The organism is Homoserinimonas sp. A447 (assembly GCF_054489325.1).
This window is the reverse complement of the sequence record NZ_JBTMWW010000001.1, coordinates 1,305,073-1,322,623: the sequence shown is the minus strand read 5'-3', so window position 1 is coordinate 1,322,623 and position 17,551 is coordinate 1,305,073. Positions and strand designations below refer to the sequence as shown.

Sequence of the window (17,551 nt, the reverse complement as noted above, 5' to 3'; positions counted from 1 at the left end):
GGTCACCGCCAGACAAAGCAAGTCACCAGCCGCTGCGCGTGGGAGTGTGCCCCTCCCGTGCATCCTCCGGCATCGGCATCTCCGCCCTCAGCCCCAACAGCCGGATGGGCCGGTTCGGTTCGATCCGTCCGACCAGTCCCAGAATCGCAGCCAGCACGGTCTCTCGGTCGAAAGTCTCGGCGACCCGCTTGGTGAGGACCTTGGTAACGAACGGCGCGTACCGCACCTTGAGTGTCAACCCGACCACCGGCCGGCCCTCAGCCGCGACATCCGCCAGCACCCGGTCGGCCAGCTCGCGTACCGCCTCCTCGATCTGCGCCGGTTCGGTCAGATCGCGCTGGAACGTCGTCTCCCTGCTGTGGCCGCGGGCCACCCAGGGCGTGTCATCCACGACCCGTTCGCCATCGCCGCGCCCGAGCTGGACGTACCACGGACCCATTTTCGGCCCGAACTCGGCAACCAGGCTGTCCGGTTCGGCGGCGGCAAGCTCGGCGACCGTGGTGATGCCGCACTCGGCTAGCCGACGCGAGATCTTCGTTCCGACGCCCCATAAGTCGATCGTCGGCCGGTCACCCATGACGTCCAGCCAGTTGTCCGCCGTGAGTCGAAACACCCCGCCAGGTTTGCCGAACCCCGTCGCGACCTTGGCACGGACCAGCGTGTCGCCGATTCCGACACTGCAGTGCAGCCGGGTCCGTTCCAGTACGGCCTGCTGCACCTGCCGGGCATAGCCTTCCGGATCCGCTGTGTGTACGCCGATGAACGCCTCGTCCCAGCCGAGCACTTGCACGGTCGCACCGGGCTGCGCTCGCAGAGTCGCCATGACCTGTTCGGATGCCGCGGTGTAGGCCTCGGCGTCCACCGGCAGGATCACCGCATCCGGTGCCTTGCGCGCGGCGATGCGCAGAGGCATCCCGGAACCGACACCGAACTCGCGGGCCTCATACGACGCGGTGGACACCACTGCCCGCTCAGTCGGGTCGCCTCGACCGCCGACGATCACCGGTTTGCCCGCGAGCTCTGGCCGCCGCAGCACCTCGACCGCCGCGACGAACTGGTCGAGATCGACGTGCAGCACCCAGGAGTTCCGCCCTTGGTCCACGCGACCAGTCTGACGCCCGCATCTCGCTGTGCAAAGCGTCGACCGTTATTCATGGCGCCAACTTTGTCGATGCGGTCGTCGTGGATTCTCCAGTGTTCATCGATGGGGCCGGTCCGCCTGCAGTCCCGATTTTTCATCGCTTTAGCTATTTACCAGCGCACCATCCCCGAGTACCTTGTATTTCACGTGTTCGCCACTTGAGTGTGCGACGCGTTTTTGGAGGACCTGATGAAGGATTTGACCGCCAATCGCCTCGCTGGAGCGCTCGCCGTGCTGTGGCTGCCGTTGCTCCTCATCGGCTTCGGACTGATCGTCGGGTTCTCGCCAGGCATCAGCGACCCGGAGAGTGAGACGGTCGAGTTCTACGCGACTGTGGGCCAGGAGCGAGCCTGGGTCGGCGAAGCCATAGAAGCTACATCGTTCCTGTGCCTGCTCGCATTCGTCGCCAGGGTCGCATCGGTGGCCCGCCGGACGACCAGCGTCGCGGATTGGTTCGGCACTCTGGCTGTCGCCCTGGCCGCAGCATCAGCGGCCATCGCCGCGGCTGGGATCGCTCCGCTCGTGGCGCTCGCGCGCAGCGGCGCTGCCGAGGAACTGCCTGCTTCGGTTGTCGTTCTCTTCAACAACCTGCGGATCGGGCTGCACTGGCTCGACATGCTCGCCTTCGGAGTCATGTTCGTCGTGCTCGGTGCGCTGCTGCTTCAGGCGCGGATGCTCCCACGCTGGCTGGCGTGGGCGGCGATCGTTCTCGGTCTGGTCCAGTTCGCCTCCCTTGTGGGTCTCCTCTTCGAGGTCGCGGACACGGTGTCGTTGCTTCTCGGCTTGTGGGCGATAATCGCCGGAGTCCTGATCATCATCCGCCCGTCCGCGTTGATGAGCGAGGACTCGGTGCAGCGCCCGGGCCGGACCCATACGTCGGCTGGATAAGCCGAATCGTGAAACGGCGGGCCACCGTCAAGCGTCGATTTGGTTCGATGACTTGGGTCGACCAATGATGAGGAATTGCCGAAAACGCTACTGTTCGCCAGACTGTGGCTCATGAATCGAATGGACGAGACTCCGGCCGCCGACCCGCGTCCACGTGGCCGCGCCCGCGTCGTGCTTTACCTGGTTCTCATTGTTGGCGTGCTCGCCGTGAACGCGGGGGTCTTCATCTGGGGGATGGCGGCCGGATGGTGGCAGCCTCGCGCACTCAGCCTGCAGGTCATCGCGGCGATCTCCCAGCTGAACCTTCTCTTCGCGATTCTGCCGCGCCAGCACTGGATCGTGAACCTCATTTCCTGGCTGGCGACACGGGCACCCACCTCCTGGCCCCTAGGCCTGCGCTGGCGGCTCGCACAGTATTACCACGTAGGCGGACTGCACGTGGGCGGCGCCATCGCCGGTACCGTCTGGTACGTCGTGTATGTCGTACTTCTCATCCCCGCATGGGCTGACGGGGTAACAGGATACGACGACATTTCAGTGCTCCTGGCGCTCCTCATCGTGATCGTGTTACTTGCCATCTGCGCCTTGGCGGCACCAAGGTTTCGCACCCTCCACCACGACGTGTTCGAGGCGTCGCATCGTTTCGGCACCTGGGTCGTGTTCGCTCTGGCCTGGGTCAACGCCTTGATTCTCGCCCAGTTGCAGACGGCTGCCCGTACGTTTGGCGAGGCACTCGTGACATCGCCGATCTTCTGGATGCTCGTGGTGTCGACCGTGCTGGCGGTATGGCCCTGGCTGTTGCTGCGCAGAGTGGCAATCACGGTCGAGCGTCCTTCCGACCACGCGGCGATCGTACGGCTGGATTATGGTTACGTCCCGCCGGTGGGTACGACGCGGGCGATCAGCCGGCATCCGCTGTTCGGTTGGCACCCTTTCGCCTGCGTGCCGGCGACCGCGGGGGAGTCCGGATATCGGATGGTGGTATCTCGGGCCGGAGGCTGGACGTCACGGTTCATCGACCACCCGCCCACGCATGTGTGGGTCAGGGGCATCCCTACCGCCGGCGTCGCGAACGCGAAGCGGCTCTTTTCCCGGGTGTTGTATGTCGTTACCGGAAGCGGAATCGGGCCTGTTCTCGGCCACCTCCTCACGGACACGCAGGGTGCCCGGCTCGTGTGGGTCACCAAGGCGCCGCGAGAGACTTACGGCAACGGACTCCTCGCCGAGGTGACCGCGGCGCAACCCGAAGCCGTGATCTGGAACACGTCCGAGAAGGGGAAACCCGATGTGTTCGGGCTCGCCTATGACGCGTATTTCGCCTCCGGGGCGGATGCCGTCATCTGCGTCTCGAATAAGTCCGTTACCGGGCGGGTCGTGGGCGAATTCGAACGCCGCGGCGTTCCAGCATTCGGGCCGATTTGGGACTCCTGACTCGCCCCTCGACGTGACCCACCCGCGTGCACGGAGCGCGGATGCCTACCGTCACCTTGGCGTGGAGAGCGCGGTCACGTCGTGCTCACCCTCGCGTGATGTCACCGCGCCACGGAGTGAACCGTGGCCACCACCCGGGAACGTGGCGCTTGTAGTCGAGGTACTGATCGCCGTAGGTGCCGGTGAGGGTCGGCTCCTCATAGCCCTTCACGAAGGCGAAGACCGCAACGAAGGCGATCACGGCATAGAGCACGAGCCACCAACTTCCGAACAGCAGCGCCTGGCCGAAGATGATCGCGAGCACCGCGAGGTACATCGGATTGCGCACGAACCGATAGACCCCTGTCACGACGAGCGTCTTGGTAGGGGCAATCGGCGCAGGCGTTCCACTGTGCAGGGCGAACAGGGCGAAGGCGTGAAGGAGGAAGAATGCGCCGACAGCAATCGCGACCCCCGCGATCGGCACGACGACCCAGGTCGCGGCACCCCAGTCGTGAACCCGCCAGCCGGAGATGAACCATGGAATCAGGACGGCGACGACGCCGGGCGCGAGGAAGAGGAAGACGATCGTTCCGATCCACGCACGTGCGAGCGAGGCGGCCTGGGCCATGCGCGTCAGGCTAGCCCGAATCTCCGCACCGCGCGACTGGGATTTTTGGGGTCCCGTGGGTTCAAAGTCAAGAACTAAACGGAGATCTGCTCTGCTCTGTCCGGTCTCACCAGCGCTGGAAGTCGCTCCAGGCCGCCTCGCTTTTCCGGGCGCGCGATCGCGGGCAACACAATCGCCCACATCTCCTCCAGCCGCTCATTGAGGTCTGCCCAGCCCGTCGTCGCCTGCGAGACGACCTGGACTCCAGTGAATGCGGAGATGACGAAACGGGCGACAGCCGGAAAGTCCGTCGACTGGTCCACGTCCCCGTCATCCGCGGCCTGCCTCAGGAACAGGTCGGCGGCGGCGATCCAGTCGGTGTAGGGCCCACTCGCGTGCTCGCCGAACAACTCAGCCGATTCCGTACTGAGCCTCAACCCCCCACGAACGATCGGGTCGGTGGTGATCTGGCGAGCGAGTTCCACTGAGAGCAGCACCATCGCCTCAAGGCCACGCACCTCGCCTTCGAGAAAGATCCGACCGGAGTTAATCGAGGTTTCGTGCTGGCGGCGGATGACTTCAAGGGCGAGAGCGTGCTTCGACTCGAAGTGGAAATACAGCGCCCCTTGAGTCACTCCGGCCTCGGAGATCACGTCGGCGAGAGTTGCGCTGGCGTAGGTGGTCCTGGAGAAAACAGCTCCAGCCGAACGGATGAGCGCCTCGCGTGTCACCTCGGCTCGAGCCTGCCTGACCATGAAACTCCCTGCCTAGTTGGCCGCACGGATGCAGCGGAAGACCAGTTCTGCGATCTTATAACGAAAACCAACTGTCCACTATGTTTCTATTGTGCATTCCTCGAGGCTCCTATAGCGTCACCCTCAACCGGAAGGAATGAGATGGACTCGAAGAGCGCGGCGGCACGAATATCACCAGAATCCCTCACGCTTCCGGCCACCCGATCGGTGGACATCACCTCGTCGATGAACTTGACACCACCAGACGGCGGGGAAGCAGAATCGGTGCCATCCGTTGACTAGTTCACGTCCGATTCGCCTGGGCGTGATCGGTGCGACTGTCATGCTGACTCTTTTGATGAGCGGATGCGCGTCCTCCCCGGATGCCGAAGGCACCGAGAACAGGTTCGGCATCCCCGAGATGTCGGAGGCGGAGGCATTCCGCCTGTCGGATCTCGAAATGGAGGAGGTCCGGGCAAACCTGCGGAACACCGACCGCACCGTGGACGTGGACGCAATCAAGCGCATCCGCTTCGTGTCGCCGGAAGAGCTCCCGAAGGCGATGGCGGAGTGCATGACCCGGCTCGGGTTCGAGACGACCGTGAGCGAGGACGGTGGGTACGGCGGCTCGTACACGGAGGAACAGATAGTGCCATACACCGTTGCGAGCCTGACCTGCCGGATCCAATACCCGTCGCATCCGAAATACACCCAGCCGCTGAACGACGCCCAGCTGGAATTCCTTTACGACTACTTCGTAGACACCTTGACCCCATGCCTGGAGGGCGAGGGCATCAGCGTCGACCCCGCGCCCAGCCGGGCCACCTTCGTCGAGGAGTATTACACGCATCCGTGGAGCCCCTACGATTCCCTTGGCCGTACGCCCTCGCAGGGCAAGTTGGACTGGATCGACCTGAACAAGAAGTGCCCGCAGATACCGGATGGAATCTATGGCTGAGCGCGCAATGGCACCCGTTCGCCGCCCAAGTCTGAAAGTATCTCGATATGCCACAAGCTGATGCCTCAGATCTTCCTGCTCGACGCCGGTGGCTTATGTGGGTCGGGCTTGCTCTGGTCACCTTGTTGGTCGGCGCTGGTGTCGGGTGGGCTGGTGCGACGGTGTTGACCCCGGCAAAGGACGTACTGGATTCGACGGCGTTCACCTTCGTCGAGGTGGTGGACGGTGAGGTCGGCTCCAGCATCAACCTGAACACGGTGGCGGAGTGGACACCGGTTCCGGTCGGGACGAATCAGGCATCCGGCACCGTCACGACGGTGAACGTTGCTGCCGGCGATGAGGTGACTCACGGGACGGTGCTGTACACGGTGAACCTGCGGCCGGTGGTCGTCGCGCAGGGCTCGATCCCGTCGTTCCAGCCGCTGGCCCGTGGTTCCAAGGGTGCGGATGTGACGCAGGTGCAGGCGATGCTGGCCGCCCTCGGACACTTCAGGGCGACACCGGATGGAGAATTCGGTTCCGCGACCGAGCGGGCAGTGAAGTCGTGGCAGAAGAGCCTGGGTGTTCCGCAGGATGGGGTGGTGCAGCCGGGGGACCTGGTGTTCGTCCCCACGTTGCCGACCCGGCTGGCGCTGGACATCGAGGTGATCAAGCGCGGCGCCATCGTCACCGGCGGGGAGGCGGTGGTGAAGGGCCTGCCCGCGGCACCGACGTTCGTCATCCCGGTGACCGAATCGCAGACCTCGATGATGCCGAACGGCACCCGGGTGGAAATCACCAATGGTGACGCGAAGTGGGAGGCGGTAGTCGTGGACCAGGTGACGGATGAGATGGCCGGCACCACGATCATCCTCGCCGGCCAGGATGGTGCGGTCATCTGCGGTGAGGAGTGCGCAACGATTCCGGTGACCGGGCAGACGCTGCTGCAGTCGCGGATTGTCACGGTGGAGACGGTGGCCGGGTTGGTGGTGCCGTCCGCGGCACTGCTCAGCTCCGCCGACGGAAGGGTCACGGTCACCGATGCGGAGGCGGTGTCGCATCCGGTGACGGTGGTCACCAGCGCCCGGGGCATGTCGGTGATCGAGGGGGTGCCGGGCGGAACCCGCGTGCGGGTGCCCGCCTCCGGCGAGTAATACCCATGGGAACCGTACTGCTGGAAGCCCGCGGGATCACTTTCGGCTATGGGCACAGCGCCGAAATCCTCACCGGCTGGGATGCGACCTTCTCAGCCGGGGAGGTGGTGGCGATCACCGGCCCCTCCGGCCGCGGCAAGTCCACCCTGCTCTACCTGCTCGGCCTCATGCTGAAACCGGGCGCCGGTCGCGTGCTGGTCGATGGGGCGGATGCTGCGGGGCTGGCGGATGCGCGCCGGGCACGTATGCGGGCCTCCCGGTTCGGGTTCGTGTTCCAGGATGCGGCGCTGGATGCCACCCGCACGGTGCTGGACAACGTGATCGAGACCGCCCTCTACCGCGGCGAGCCGCGCGAGCCGGCGAAGCGGCGCGCCCTGGAGTTGATGAGCCAGTTCGGGGTCGACCTGCGGGCAAACCACAAGCCCGGGCAGGTCTCCGGTGGGCAGGCGCAGCGGATCGCACTCTGCCGGGCGTTGCTGAACGACCCGCGCATCCTGCTCGCGGATGAGCCGACTGGGAACCTGGACCCGGACTCGGCCACCATCGTGGTCGACGCCATGCGCGCCCAGGCCCACGGCGGCGGCACCGTCGTTGTCGCCACCCACGACCCGGCCCTGGTCGCCCGCTGCGACCGGGTGATCACCCTATGAACGCGTTGCGCCGGGTGCTGGCTGTGGTGCGGGAGGCGATGGCATCCGCGCGGAGCCAGCCGGTGGCATCCGTTGTCTCGATCATCATGGTCGCTGGAATGTGTGCGACTGTGCTGCTGACCACCGGCCGCACCGTCGGCGCGGAACAGGCGGTGCTGGGCAGCATCGACTCCGCCGGCACCCGCGCCGTCGTGGTTCGCGCCGAGGCCGGCGCCGGGCTGAACACCGCCGTTCTGCAGCGCCTTGCCAACGTGGATGGCATCGAATGGGCCGGCGCGTTCGGCACCGCCCACGACGTGCAGAACGCTGCCTTCGGCGACGGCACCCGCGTGCCGGTGCGCCTGGCCTACGGTGACGACATCCGCCGGCTGACCGGCAACCTCCCCGTGCCCAACGGGTCAGCCTTGGCCTCCGCGATCGCGCTGCAGCAGCTCGGCATGCCCGATCAGGCCGGGGGAGTGCTCTCCGATACCGGCGCCGACTACGCCATCACCGGCCGCATCGACGTGCCCGACTACCTGCGCTTCCTGGAACCCCTGGTCGTCGTTCCGCAAACCGAGGCGGCGGATGCGACGCCAGCGCCGGTCAGCGTGCTGGTGGTGATTGCGGCCCGGCCCGACCTGGTCGCCCCCGTCTCCCAGGCGGTGCAATCGGTGCTCGCCGTCGATGACCCCAGCAAGGTCAAGCTGTCCACCAGCGAATCCCTCGCCCAACTGCGGGCGCTGGTGGAGGGCCAGCTCGGCAGTTTCGGCCGGAATCTGGTCGTGGTGATCTTCGCCCTGACCGCTGTGCTGGTCGCCGCCATCCTCTACGGCCTGGTCATGCTCCGCCGCAAGGACTTCGGCCGCCGCCGCGCCCTCGGAGCATCCCAAAGCCTCATTGTTGGACTTCTCCTCACCCAGATGGTGGTGCTCAGCACGGTTGGTGCCGTCGTCGGCAGCGCGGGAGCAGCGATCGGCCTCGTCGCTACCGGTGACCCGTTGCCCGGCTGGGACTTCTTCACCGCCGTCGGCATTCTCGCGATCATCACCGGACTCGCCGCCGCCCTCATCCCCGCCCTCGCCGCCGCCCGCCGCGACCCGCTCAAGGAGTTGAGAGTCCCATGACTGAACAGAACCAGCTGCCGACCTCCATTGCAGCCCGGGCGATGATCGCCGGTTGCGTCGCGGTCGTGTTGTGGGCAATAACCACCGCCGTTTTCTGGATCTCGGCACGACCGCCGCAGGATGCCCTCGGAGATATCGCAGCCGGGGTGGCCGTGGTGTTCACCGCGGCGGCAGCGGTTCGAGGGCTGAGTGGCTTGCTCCGGAGGCGCACGGAGAACCCGGCGATCGTCGTTCTGACGGATGTGGCGATTTGCGTCGCCGGGCTTGCCTTCATCGCGTTAGTAGGGTCGCTCACCGATAGTGACGGCTACGTGCTCTATTCAGTAGTTGTTGGTTCGGCCTTCCTCCTGCCTGCGGTGCTCGTGGTCTCCGTCGTCATCGAGATCGTCATACACCAGGTGTGGCTCATTCGGATCTCCATGTGCCTGGCCTCTGCCGTCGGGGTGGCTTCCCTGGCCCTTTTCGCATTGACGTTCGGCGCATGAAGCCCGTCCAGCTGGCGACAGTTGGTGCCATCTTCGTGATCGGGCTGCTGGCCGCCTGCACGAGCCCGGGAGCTGACCCGCCTGGCGGATCCGATTCACCTGATGCATCGGGCCCGCCTGCATGGGTAGAACAGGTTGGCCCCGATGGCCTGATCGACGGCAAGAGCGTCTATGACCTGATCAACGAGGCCCATACCCGCTGCATGGAAGACGCCGGCTGGCCCGAACTGGAGACTGGCGGGTGGAATGTTCCCCCAGAGCAGGAAGACCAGTGGAAGGCCGATGAAGCGGAATGCCGAGCTCAAGGGGAGGAAGCCTATCCGATCACACCACCGACCGATCGAGCCCTCCGCGAGCAGTACGGCTACGAGCTGGAGTTACGAGAGTGCCTGATCGCGCAGGGCTACGACATCAGCGAGCCTCCGTCAGAACAAACCTGGGTTGAGTGGGTGAACGGCACTACGGTCGGGCTGTGGAGCCCCTACTGGGAAGTCATCACTGAAACCCACATCAGCAGGGCCGACTTGGCTGCACTCAAACTGAAGTGCCCTGATCCAAGCGCGAGGTACTACGCACCATGACGACCAGATACCACATCACCATGAGGGCTCTGGTTGCGAAGACCCTGCTCGTGTTTCTTTGTGCGGCAACAGTCGCCGGGTGCACCTCTAGCGAGCCCGAAGAAACAGACCGCTCCCCATCAACCGGGGACTTTGGCACGCTGATGGCCGAATGCCTCAGCGAGTTCGGGTTCGAGGGAGACATCCAGGGGAATGGGATCGTCGTGGGTGTCCCGGCTGAGCAGGCCGACAAATACCATGCGGCGAACGTCGAGTGCCAGGCGCGCTACGGATTCGACAAGATGACGAAGATGACGGATGAAGAACTCGGCGAGCAATATCACTTCGAACTGCAGGTGAAAGAGTGTCTCGAAGGCCTCGGCTACGTCATCGAGTTGCCGACCAAACAGGTGTACATCGACACCTATTACTCCGCAGCGGAGGGCGAAGGCTTCCTGCTCCCGCACACCCAGATCGTGCCGCAGGTCGGGTCGCGTCAGGACACGGAGGAAGCCGATAGCACCTGCAAGCCGGCGTCGATGCTCTACGACCGGCCGATTGACTAACACGGCATGGCTCCGCCGACTGCGCCCTAGCGAGCCGCGCGGGGAGCGGCTGTCTGGGCTCTCGACTATCGTCGGACCATGGACAAACCGAGGATCCGCGTCGGCGCGGTCTTCAGCCCGTACCAGAACGCGCCGGAGGCATTCCGGGCGGCAGTGGAGGCGGCTGAGGAGGCCGGGGTGCCGGAGTTGTGGCTCTGGGAGGACTGCTTCCGCCAGTCAGCGTTCGCTACAGCATCCGCCGCCCTCGCCTGGACGGACCGGCTACGCATCGGTATCGGTATTTCGCCGATGCCCCTGCGCAACGTTGCGGTCACCGCGATGGAGATCGCGACGATTGAGCGGATGTTCCCGGGTCGCCTCTACCCGGGGATAGGGCATGGCGTGCTGCCGTGGATGGCGCAGGTGGGTGCGCGAGTCGCTTCACCGCTCACGTTGATGCGTGAATACATCCCAGCTCTCCGTTCGCTTCTGGCCGGTGACGAGGTAACGGTTTCGGGGCGGTATGTGACTTTCGATCGGGTGCGACTCGAGTATCCGCCGGAGAATGCTCCGCCGGTCTACGCCGCGGGGGAGGGGCCGAAGACTCTCGGCCTGACCGGTGAGGTCGCAGACGGCACGATTCTCGTTGCCGGGCGCACTCCGGCCGAATTCAGTGACCAGATCCGTGCAGTCAACGAGGGCCGCTCTCGCGCGACCCATGGAGACTCAGCCAAGATCATTGCGTACGTGACCGCCGCTTTTGGCGACGGTGCCGAAGCGCGGGTGCGGGCGGATCTAGGTGACAGCGGAATCGATGGCGACCGTGCGGTGTGGGGCGATGCTGACGCTGTTGCGGCGGCCGTGAAGCGGTTCGCGGCCGTGGGCATCGATGACGTGGTGCTCCTTCCCGCAGCGGGAGAACCCGATCTGGCCGAATTCTTTCGCGCGGTTGGAGAGGTCGCGCGGATCGTCGCGTGACGCCCGGCCACCACAGTGCTGCTCACTCTCTGAAAGGTCACCATGGAACTCGAAGATCTGCTGGAAGCGTTGGATGCCGGCCGTACCATCACGGGGGCCTCGCCGTTGCACCAGGTCATGCACCGAGTTAGCCAGGACGCCCTGCGCATCACCGGTGAACTCAACGGCGGATACCACGAACCTCCACGGGTGCGGGGATTACTGGCTCAGCTGACCGGAAAACCTGTCGACGAGACGGTGACGGTATTCCCGCCGTTCTACTCAGACTTCGGTAAGAACATCACCCTCGGGAAGCGGATTTTCATCAATTCCGGATGCAAGTTCCAGGACCAGGGCGGTGTCACCATTGGCGATGACTGCCTGATCGGGCACAACGTGGTGATTGCCACACTCAACCACGACCTGGACCCGACTCGGCGCGCTGACATGCATCCGTCTCCCGTCGTCATCGGCCGCAACGTCTGGATCGGGGCGAACGTGACAGTTCTGTCCGGCGTGACGATTGGCGACAACGCGGTCGTGGCGGCTGCATCCGTGGTGACGAAGGACGTACCGGAAAACACGATCGTTGTCGGCTCGCCGGCACGGGTGCTGCGCTCACTGGCCGATTGAACCGGCGCTCGGTCCATCCTCTATGGATCGGACGAACGCGAACTTCAGGAGCAAAATGGACGCGTCGTGTTCTGGGTCACCATCCGAGTTATCTGGTGAGTAGCACGGGATGATCAGGTGGTGGTGAAGATCTCGATGGCGTTCGGGACGAGGAGCGCTAGCCCTACTGCAACAGTCACGAAGGCCCAGTATCGGACGGGCAGGAAGAACAACGTCGAGCGTGGAAGATTCTTGCTCGGGTCGTCGAGTACCGGTTCGATGAAGCGCACCGCGACTACCCAACTTGCGATCCCGGCAATACCGAATCCGATAACGAGAGCGATCAGATTCCAGACGCCTTGAATAGCGTCTATGTGCATTGCGGACCGGATTCCTGCGCCGATAGCGAGCCACAACACGAAGCCGAACACAGGAAACAGGATGGCTATCCATCCCCATCGGCGCCAGATCAGAAGGAACATGTTGAAAGCTTCTCACACCTGATCAGTCTTCAGGGGAATTCTGGGTTAGGCCTCCTTTAGCCCTAAACGCCACCGAAGCGGATGGCCGCGGTGAGCACGCGGGGATCGGGCCAGTCTTCGCAGTACTGGTATCGATAGGCGAGTTGCACGATGCCACCGCGGTCGATCACGAACTCCCCGGGAAGTTGCCACGGACTATCCACGGCCGCACGGTCAGTGCCGTGCCGGGAAGCGGCAAGCGACTCACCGGCAACCGCTTCGCAACGAAGAAACTCGTCTGGCGCATCGAAAAGCACCTGGGCGGCCGTGCCCTCAAGCAGGTCGAATGCTTGGTACACAGTTCGATCCGGGTCGCACAACACGCGGCACGGGATACCGGTGTGCTCTCGGTATTGCGCTGAGCGGGCGGGTTCGCCCTGCCCGATCACCACGACTGAAGCCCCGGCGTCGGTGTATTGCGAGTACTCGGCCTTGAGTCGGGCGGCACGGTCATTCCCGCAACTGCAGCCGAAGTGACGCCAGAACAGGATCAAAGCAGGGGAGTCAGCCCACAAGGACGACAGTCGCACCATTTCGCCAGTGTGATCCGGTAGTTCCAGATCCGGTGTTGCGTCGCCGACCTGCAGTGGCACACGGTCCCATCGCATCCGTTGTGGACCGCGGTGCCAGGCGTCGAGCCATTCCTGCTCGGCCGCTTGCTGTTCTTCGACGATGCCCATTATGGTTCTCACGGCCTTCTGGTTGTAGTTAGGTGGCCGTCGACATGTCGCCGACACCGGGCGTGCCGTCGGCGAGCGCGTAGCGCTGCATCACCGCGCCGTGCGGGGATGCGACGACTGGCTCGATGAGTCTGAGGTTCGTCGGGACCACCCCGTCGGCGAAAACCTTCTTTCCTTCTCCGAGGAGAATCGGGTACACCCAGAGCGTGAGCCGATCGAAGAGCCGCTCCGCGAACAGGGTCTGCACGAAGTCGAGGCTGCCGATGACGTGGGTGTCGGCGTGCCGGTCGCGCAGTTCTTGGACGGCGGATGCGACATCAGGACCGAGCAGACTGGAGCCGGCCCACTCGAGGGTCGGCGTGTGGCGCGAAGCCACGTATTTCGGGAGACGGTTGAACAGCTGGGCGATGTGCCCGCTCGCGTGCGGCCAATACGCGGCGAAGATGTCGTAGGTTCGGCGCCCGAGCAGCAGCGCGTCCATCCCCGCCATCTCGGAGTCCACCTGCTCGCCGACCACCTCATCGATGAGAGGCGCTTGCCAGCCACCAAACGCGAAACCGCTGTCAGTGTCCTCGTCGGGTGCGCCCGGCGCCTGAGCGACGCCATCGAGCGTCGTGAACAGGTCGATGTGGATGAGTCCCATGGCGTGCTCCACTTCGGTCGCCCATCGTCAATCCGGCGACAGGATCACGTCAAGCCTGCCACTCCGCCCCTTGCCGAACAACCGGATCGCGTGGACCAGCCCCGGCGGCTACACGTCTTCGAGAGCCGCCGGGAAGCTGACGCCAGTGAGCTCCTCCGATGCGATCCACAGACGCCGGGCAGCCGCTACGTCGCTCGCCGCGTTCGAGCGACCGACGAGGATGGGGGAGCCGACCAACTCGCGGCGCTTCCGTGGTCCGGCATAGCTTCCGCCGGGGATGTCAGCGGTGGCCGCGAAGAGCGTGGGGGCTGCGCCAGCCGTTGCGTTCTGCGCGAAGAACGGCACGATGGCCTCCGCCAGGAAGGTCATGATGGCGCTGCCGGAGTGGGATCCCAGGTTCGTTGCTGCCATCCCCGGATGCGCCGCCATGGCGAGAACCGCCGAGCCGGATTCCTTCAGACGCCGCTGCAGCTCGAGAGTGAACAGGAGGTTGGCGAGCTTGGACTGTGCGTACCCGCCTGAGCCGTTGCCGTACTTGCGGCTCTCCCAATTGAGGTCGTCGAAGTCGATGGTGCCGGAGCGATGCGCTCCGCTCGCCACCGTCACGATTCTCCCGCTGATGAAGGGCAGCAGGAGGTTGGTGAGGGCGAAGTGGCCGAGGTGGTTTATCCCGAACTGGAGCTCGAAGCCGTCTGCGGTCCGGCCGAGCGGAGGGATCATCACGCCGGCGTTGTTGATGAGTACGTGGATGCCGCCGCGCCAGTCGGCGGCAAGTTGCTGCACCGACGCGAGGTCGGAGAGGTCGAGCGTCCGAACCTCGGTGGAGCCATCGATGCCTGCTGCGGCCGTGCGCCCTCTGTGCGCGTCGCGCACCGCGAGCACCACGTGAGCGCCGTGGGCCGCGAATCCGCGGGCAGCTTCCAGGCCGATGCCGCTGTTCGCCCCGGTCACCACCACGGTTTTGCCCGTGAGGTCCGGAATCTGGGCCGTTGTCCAGTCGGTGGTCCGGGTCACGGTCTTCATGGTTGTCCTGGCTGTAGGAGGAGAGCGATGCCGGTGGCGATCAACCACAGCGACCACACGATGTAGACGATGGGGGTAGCGGATGCTGCGACACGCCAGCCCTTCGGCTCGAAGGGTCCGACGAACTCCAGCGAGCACAACGCCAATGCGCCACCGATGACGATGCCGACGATGCCAAGCCAGCCCGGCACATTGGAACTCTGGAGGATTCCGACACCGACGAGGATGCTCCAGCCCCCGGTGAGCAGGAAGCCGAGGTGCTCACCGACCGCGACACCGAGGTAGCGGTTGAAGGCCTGGAATGTGATGTCGATGGCGTCCTTGCGGGCCGGTGAAACGGCATCCGCTGACTCACGCGCCAGGTAGGGCACCAGGAAGGGCCAGCGGATCAGACCAAGGAACTGGACGACGCTCGCGATGACTCCAGTGATCGCTCCGGCCAGGGTGAGCCACTGGTGCACTCCCTCAAGCGATGCTGCCACGAGGATGGCAAGCGGGGTGAGTAACACCGCCGTCATGGCGAAACCCCACCAGAGCAGGACGAGGCGCGACCCGCCTTGCCTGAACTTCTCCAGAATCTCGGCGGTTGGGCGGCGAAGAATGTCGGGATAATCGAAGGTGGCGGCCAGGGCTGCGAACGCTGCGTTGAAGGCCACCGGAATCGCGATGAGCAGGATGCCCGCGGTCGCGGTCAGGGCAGGGTCAATATTCTCTGTCATGCGATCCCGCCTCGTTCGTGATGTGCATCGTACGCTCTAACGCCGGTGATCGTCCCGAAACCTGTAGCCTCGTTCGCAGAAGCGATCAGAATGACAAGCGGAGACGGTGGCTCAGATGGCTAGGAACGGTCAGGCACGCATCGTGCGGGACGGGCAATGGGGCTTCATCTTCCTGTTGGCCTACGTCGGAGCAGCCATCTACTTCATCACCGAGTCGAACGGCACGTTCTGGGGCGTGATCCTGGGGCTGCTCCAGGCGATCGTGTGGCCCGTCTACGTGGTCTTCCACGTATTGCGGCTGATCGGCGCCTAACGGCTCACCGGGCAGCGCCTTTCTAGCTAGCGTCGCTAACCGTGCTGCCTGAGAACTGGATCGAACACCGCCGCGGGGACCGCGAATTGGTGGGCTGGATCGTACCGGAGGCCGACGGTTTCAGTCCCATTTCCGGCTCCGGAGGAGCTGCGCCCCGCTCGTTGACAAAGGCGTTCTACACCCAAGAAGCCAGTCGGGTGAGAATCTGCCCTGTAGCGCCGGTGGTAGCCGCGCGATATCCGGTGCCCGCCCAGAGGTGAAGCGACTGCGGATCTCCGGCGGCTGCGGCAGCGCGTCGAATGGCCTTGGTCAGGTGATGTACCGCGGGATAGCCGGATGGCGCGGACGCATCGTGGCGGTCGGTGAAGTCGTTGCTGAGCGCGCGAGCGGGCCGACCGGTGAACGCGCGCGTGATGACGGTCCGCGAAAAGCTGGGGTCCGCCAGCGCGTTCTGGTGCGTTTCGGATGCCCCGCTCTCTGCAGACCGGAGCAGCGCAGTTCCTACGGTGGCAGCATCCGCCCCTGCCGCTAATGCGCTGGTGACCTCTTCCGGAGTGGAGATCCCGCCGGCGGCGATGAGGGGGAGCGAAGTCACCGAGCGGATGCCCTGCAGCAGTTCCCCAATGGGAACCACTGGCGGCGTGACACGCGGTGTGAGCGTCGCGGAATGCCCGCCTGCAGCTGAGGCTTGCACGATGAGGGCGTCGGCTCCGGCTTCAATGGCGGCGCTCGCCTCATCCGCCGACGTCACCGTCAGCAGGATCACGCTTCCCGCCGTTTTCAGCGCGCGCATCGCGGCGGCGTCGGGGATGCCGAACGTGAAGCTCACGACAGGCACCGGATCGCCGATGAGCGCATCCAGTTTCTGCTGCCAGGCGTCGTCATCTTCGATCGGTTCGGTGAGCTCGATCGAGAACCCGAATCGTTCCGCCTCCCGCTGCATGCTGCGGCGGTATTCGGCATACTCGGTCGGGTTGACGGCGATCGGGTTCGGCGCAAAGAGGTTCACCCCGAAACGTGGGGTCGTCTCCCGTACTGTACGGATCTCATCCGCAACGGCATCCGCCGACTTGTAGCCGGCGGCAACGAAGCCGAAGCTGCCCGCAGCTGATGCGGCGATCGCCATCGCGGGCGTCGTCGGACCACCGGCCATCGGAGCGGCAAGCACCGGGAGCGTGATGCCGAGGTCATCGAGTAGCAAACCCACCAGCGTCACTCCTCCGTCATTGGCGGTCTGAGCCGCTTCGGCGCCGAGCAGTCGCATACTGTTCGCCAGCCACAACTCTCGACCTTCGCATCTTACCGACCGGTGTGGACTGTCCCGCTGTGTCACAAAACGTCTGCCTGTCGAGTCTTAACGTGTAGACCCGGCTGCGAGCTGCCGCCGGGGAAATCGAGACGGAGCGGAGGCGCACTATGCCGACCACATCGACAGGGAAGGCGCGGACAGAGCGGGCGGACGCCGCGTCACTGTGGGCTGCCGGCCGGAAATGGCTGACGCGGCCCATCCATCACCGGGCGGTACATGACTTCCGCATTGCGGCTGAACGGCGCGACGGGGCTCGGTTGGAGGCGCTCCTGGATCCCGGCGTTGCGGTGGTCGTCGACTCCGGAGATACGGAACACCAAACAATCAGGGTGGTACACGGAACCTTTGACGCGATCCCGTTACTGGTGCACGGGATGGGCGCCCAGCCTGGCCTCGAGATTGCAGAGGGCGCAATCAACGGTCAGGCAGGCCTGACGCTCAGCCGTGGTGGAGAAGTCACGGCGGCCATCAACCTGGACTTCACCGGGCGACGGATCAGCATGGTGTGGATTCAGTTGCAGCCCGAGCTGGTGCGCCGCTGGAACACGGTGTGA

At 64.9% G+C, this 17,551-nt stretch carries 22 protein-coding genes; 13 read left to right on the top strand and 9 right to left on the bottom strand.

Features of this window, described 5'->3' with window-relative positions:
• Window positions 1-22: 22 nt before the first annotated feature.
• Window positions 23-1,102: a DNA polymerase IV gene (locus tag ACX3O0_RS06435; RefSeq protein WP_459107171.1), complete on the bottom strand. Its 1,080-nt coding sequence runs from the start codon at window positions 1,100-1,102 to the stop codon at window positions 23-25.
• A 228-nt stretch (window positions 1,103-1,330) separates the two neighbouring features.
• On the opposite strand from ACX3O0_RS06435, the gene ACX3O0_RS06430 reads away from it, so the two are divergent.
• Together ACX3O0_RS06430 and ACX3O0_RS06425 are read left to right on the top strand one after the other, a co-directional pair.
• Entirely contained in the window at window positions 1,331-2,029 is a 699-nt protein-coding gene (locus ACX3O0_RS06430; protein ID WP_459107170.1) for a hypothetical protein, read from the top strand.
• 111 nt (window positions 2,030-2,140) lie between these two features.
• Entirely contained in the window at window positions 2,141-3,460 is a 1,320-nt protein-coding gene (locus tag ACX3O0_RS06425) for a ferredoxin reductase domain-containing protein (protein ID WP_459091859.1), read from the top strand.
• 85 nt (window positions 3,461-3,545) lie between these two features.
• Here the strand turns inward: ACX3O0_RS06425 and ACX3O0_RS06420 are convergent, their stop codons facing one another.
• Window positions 3,546-4,070 (bottom strand): methyltransferase family protein, encoded by a 525-nt coding sequence (locus ACX3O0_RS06420; RefSeq protein ID WP_459107169.1) that lies wholly within the window; start codon window positions 4,068-4,070, stop codon window positions 3,546-3,548.
• A gap of 74 nt (window positions 4,071-4,144) precedes the next feature.
• Window positions 4,145-4,804 carry a ScbR family autoregulator-binding transcription factor gene (locus ACX3O0_RS06415; protein WP_459107168.1) on the bottom strand — a complete coding sequence of 220 codons (660 nt, stop codon included), beginning with the start codon at window positions 4,802-4,804 and terminating at the stop codon, window positions 4,145-4,147.
• A gap of 274 nt (window positions 4,805-5,078) precedes the next feature.
• Between ACX3O0_RS06415 and ACX3O0_RS06410 the strand changes: the two genes are divergently transcribed.
• The 9 genes from ACX3O0_RS06410 (at window position 5,079) to ACX3O0_RS06370 (ending at window position 11,810) form a co-directional block, all read left to right on the top strand.
• The gene (locus ACX3O0_RS06410) at window positions 5,079-5,741 is read left to right on the top strand and encodes a hypothetical protein (protein ID WP_459107167.1); all 663 of its coding nucleotides are present in this window, start codon (window positions 5,079-5,081) and stop codon (window positions 5,739-5,741) included.
• 47 nt (window positions 5,742-5,788) lie between these two features.
• Window positions 5,789-6,874 carry a peptidoglycan-binding protein gene (locus ACX3O0_RS06405; protein ID WP_459107166.1) on the top strand — a complete coding sequence of 362 codons (1,086 nt, stop codon included), beginning with the start codon at window positions 5,789-5,791 and terminating at the stop codon, window positions 6,872-6,874.
• A gap of 5 nt (window positions 6,875-6,879) precedes the next feature.
• Entirely contained in the window at window positions 6,880-7,524 is a 645-nt protein-coding gene (locus ACX3O0_RS06400) for an ABC transporter ATP-binding protein (RefSeq protein ID WP_459107165.1), read from the top strand.
• Entirely contained in the window at window positions 7,521-8,630 is a 1,110-nt protein-coding gene (locus ACX3O0_RS06395; protein WP_459091871.1) for an ABC transporter permease, read from the top strand. Before ACX3O0_RS06400 ends, ACX3O0_RS06395 begins: the two co-directional genes overlap by 4 nt.
• Window positions 8,627-9,115: a hypothetical protein gene (locus tag ACX3O0_RS06390; protein WP_459091873.1), complete on the top strand. Its 489-nt coding sequence runs from the start codon at window positions 8,627-8,629 to the stop codon at window positions 9,113-9,115. The genes ACX3O0_RS06395 and ACX3O0_RS06390 overlap by 4 nt, the downstream gene beginning before the upstream one ends.
• The gene (locus ACX3O0_RS06385; RefSeq protein ID WP_459091875.1) at window positions 9,112-9,696 is read left to right on the top strand and encodes a hypothetical protein; all 585 of its coding nucleotides are present in this window, start codon (window positions 9,112-9,114) and stop codon (window positions 9,694-9,696) included. Before ACX3O0_RS06390 ends, ACX3O0_RS06385 begins: the two co-directional genes overlap by 4 nt.
• Window positions 9,693-10,241: a hypothetical protein gene (locus ACX3O0_RS06380; RefSeq protein ID WP_459107164.1), complete on the top strand. Its 549-nt coding sequence runs from the start codon at window positions 9,693-9,695 to the stop codon at window positions 10,239-10,241. The genes ACX3O0_RS06385 and ACX3O0_RS06380 overlap by 4 nt, the downstream gene beginning before the upstream one ends.
• A gap of 78 nt (window positions 10,242-10,319) precedes the next feature.
• Entirely contained in the window at window positions 10,320-11,198 is an 879-nt protein-coding gene (locus ACX3O0_RS06375; RefSeq protein WP_459107163.1) for an LLM class flavin-dependent oxidoreductase, read from the top strand.
• Window positions 11,199-11,240: 42 nt separating this feature from the next.
• Entirely contained in the window at window positions 11,241-11,810 is a 570-nt protein-coding gene (locus ACX3O0_RS06370) for a DapH/DapD/GlmU-related protein (RefSeq protein ID WP_459091881.1), read from the top strand.
• 113 nt (window positions 11,811-11,923) lie between these two features.
• Here the strand turns inward: ACX3O0_RS06370 and ACX3O0_RS06365 are convergent, their stop codons facing one another.
• The 5 genes from ACX3O0_RS06365 to ACX3O0_RS06345 form a co-directional block, all read right to left on the bottom strand.
• Complete coding sequence (locus tag ACX3O0_RS06365) at window positions 11,924-12,271, bottom strand: hypothetical protein (protein ID WP_459091883.1); 348 nt, start codon at window positions 12,269-12,271, stop codon at window positions 11,924-11,926.
• 62 nt (window positions 12,272-12,333) lie between these two features.
• Window positions 12,334-13,002, bottom strand: coding sequence for a peroxiredoxin-like family protein (locus ACX3O0_RS06360; protein WP_459091885.1), 669 nt, complete (start codon window positions 13,000-13,002; stop codon window positions 12,334-12,336).
• A 16-nt stretch (window positions 13,003-13,018) separates the two neighbouring features.
• Complete coding sequence (locus tag ACX3O0_RS06355; protein ID WP_459107162.1) at window positions 13,019-13,633, bottom strand: dihydrofolate reductase family protein; 615 nt, start codon at window positions 13,631-13,633, stop codon at window positions 13,019-13,021.
• Between the two features lie 108 nt (window positions 13,634-13,741).
• A complete protein-coding gene (locus tag ACX3O0_RS06350; RefSeq protein WP_459107161.1) occupies window positions 13,742-14,656 on the bottom strand; it encodes an oxidoreductase in 915 nt (304 codons plus the stop codon).
• Window positions 14,653-15,375 (bottom strand): DUF4386 domain-containing protein, encoded by a 723-nt coding sequence (locus tag ACX3O0_RS06345; protein WP_459107160.1) that lies wholly within the window; start codon window positions 15,373-15,375, stop codon window positions 14,653-14,655. Before ACX3O0_RS06345 ends, ACX3O0_RS06350 begins: the two co-directional genes overlap by 4 nt.
• Window positions 15,376-15,490: 115 nt before the next feature.
• Here ACX3O0_RS06345 and ACX3O0_RS06340 point away from each other — a divergent pair, with 115 nt between their 5' ends.
• Window positions 15,491-15,688, top strand: coding sequence for a hypothetical protein (locus tag ACX3O0_RS06340; RefSeq protein ID WP_459091893.1), 198 nt, complete (start codon window positions 15,491-15,493; stop codon window positions 15,686-15,688).
• A 175-nt stretch (window positions 15,689-15,863) separates the two neighbouring features.
• Here ACX3O0_RS06340 and ACX3O0_RS06335 read toward each other — a convergent pair whose 3' ends face one another.
• On the bottom strand, window positions 15,864-16,952 hold the full coding sequence (locus ACX3O0_RS06335; protein WP_459107159.1) for a nitronate monooxygenase: 1,089 nt from the start codon (window positions 16,950-16,952) through the stop codon (window positions 15,864-15,866).
• 152 nt (window positions 16,953-17,104) lie between these two features.
• On the opposite strand from ACX3O0_RS06335, the gene ACX3O0_RS06330 reads away from it, so the two are divergent.
• Window positions 17,105-17,551, top strand: a complete 447-nt coding sequence (locus ACX3O0_RS06330; RefSeq protein WP_459107158.1) for a sigma-70 family RNA polymerase sigma factor family protein — start codon at window positions 17,105-17,107, stop codon at window positions 17,549-17,551.

Bases quoted from the DNA above. Each gene is read 5' to 3' on its own strand.
- ACX3O0_RS06430 (WP_459107170.1), top strand. From the start codon at position 1,331: ATGAAGGATTTGACCGCCAATCGCCTCGCTGGAGCGCTCGCCGTGCTG.
- ACX3O0_RS06425 (WP_459091859.1), top strand. From the start codon at position 2,141: ATGAATCGAATGGACGAGACTCCGGCCGCCGACCCGCGTCCACGTGGC.
- ACX3O0_RS06420 (WP_459107169.1), bottom strand. From the start codon at position 4,070: ATGGCCCAGGCCGCCTCGCTCGCACGTGCGTGGATCGGAACGATCGTC.
- ACX3O0_RS06415 (WP_459107168.1), bottom strand. From the start codon at position 4,804: ATGGTCAGGCAGGCTCGAGCCGAGGTGACACGCGAGGCGCTCATCCGT.
- ACX3O0_RS06405 (WP_459107166.1), top strand. From the start codon at position 5,789: ATGCCACAAGCTGATGCCTCAGATCTTCCTGCTCGACGCCGGTGGCTT.
- ACX3O0_RS06400 (WP_459107165.1), top strand. From the start codon at position 6,880: ATGGGAACCGTACTGCTGGAAGCCCGCGGGATCACTTTCGGCTATGGG.
- ACX3O0_RS06395 (WP_459091871.1), top strand. From the start codon at position 7,521: ATGAACGCGTTGCGCCGGGTGCTGGCTGTGGTGCGGGAGGCGATGGCA.
- ACX3O0_RS06390 (WP_459091873.1), top strand. From the start codon at position 8,627: ATGACTGAACAGAACCAGCTGCCGACCTCCATTGCAGCCCGGGCGATG.
- ACX3O0_RS06385 (WP_459091875.1), top strand. From the start codon at position 9,112: ATGAAGCCCGTCCAGCTGGCGACAGTTGGTGCCATCTTCGTGATCGGG.
- ACX3O0_RS06380 (WP_459107164.1), top strand. From the start codon at position 9,693: ATGACGACCAGATACCACATCACCATGAGGGCTCTGGTTGCGAAGACC.
- ACX3O0_RS06375 (WP_459107163.1), top strand. From the start codon at position 10,320: ATGGACAAACCGAGGATCCGCGTCGGCGCGGTCTTCAGCCCGTACCAG.
- ACX3O0_RS06370 (WP_459091881.1), top strand. From the start codon at position 11,241: ATGGAACTCGAAGATCTGCTGGAAGCGTTGGATGCCGGCCGTACCATC.
- ACX3O0_RS06365 (WP_459091883.1), bottom strand. From the start codon at position 12,271: ATGTTCCTTCTGATCTGGCGCCGATGGGGATGGATAGCCATCCTGTTT.
- ACX3O0_RS06355 (WP_459107162.1), bottom strand. From the start codon at position 13,633: ATGGGACTCATCCACATCGACCTGTTCACGACGCTCGATGGCGTCGCT.
- ACX3O0_RS06350 (WP_459107161.1), bottom strand. From the start codon at position 14,656: ATGAAGACCGTGACCCGGACCACCGACTGGACAACGGCCCAGATTCCG.
- ACX3O0_RS06345 (WP_459107160.1), bottom strand. From the start codon at position 15,375: ATGACAGAGAATATTGACCCTGCCCTGACCGCGACCGCGGGCATCCTG.
- ACX3O0_RS06340 (WP_459091893.1), top strand. From the start codon at position 15,491: ATGGCTAGGAACGGTCAGGCACGCATCGTGCGGGACGGGCAATGGGGC.
- ACX3O0_RS06335 (WP_459107159.1), bottom strand. From the start codon at position 16,952: ATGCGACTGCTCGGCGCCGAAGCGGCTCAGACCGCCAATGACGGAGGA.
- ACX3O0_RS06330 (WP_459107158.1), top strand. From the start codon at position 17,105: ATGCCGACCACATCGACAGGGAAGGCGCGGACAGAGCGGGCGGACGCC.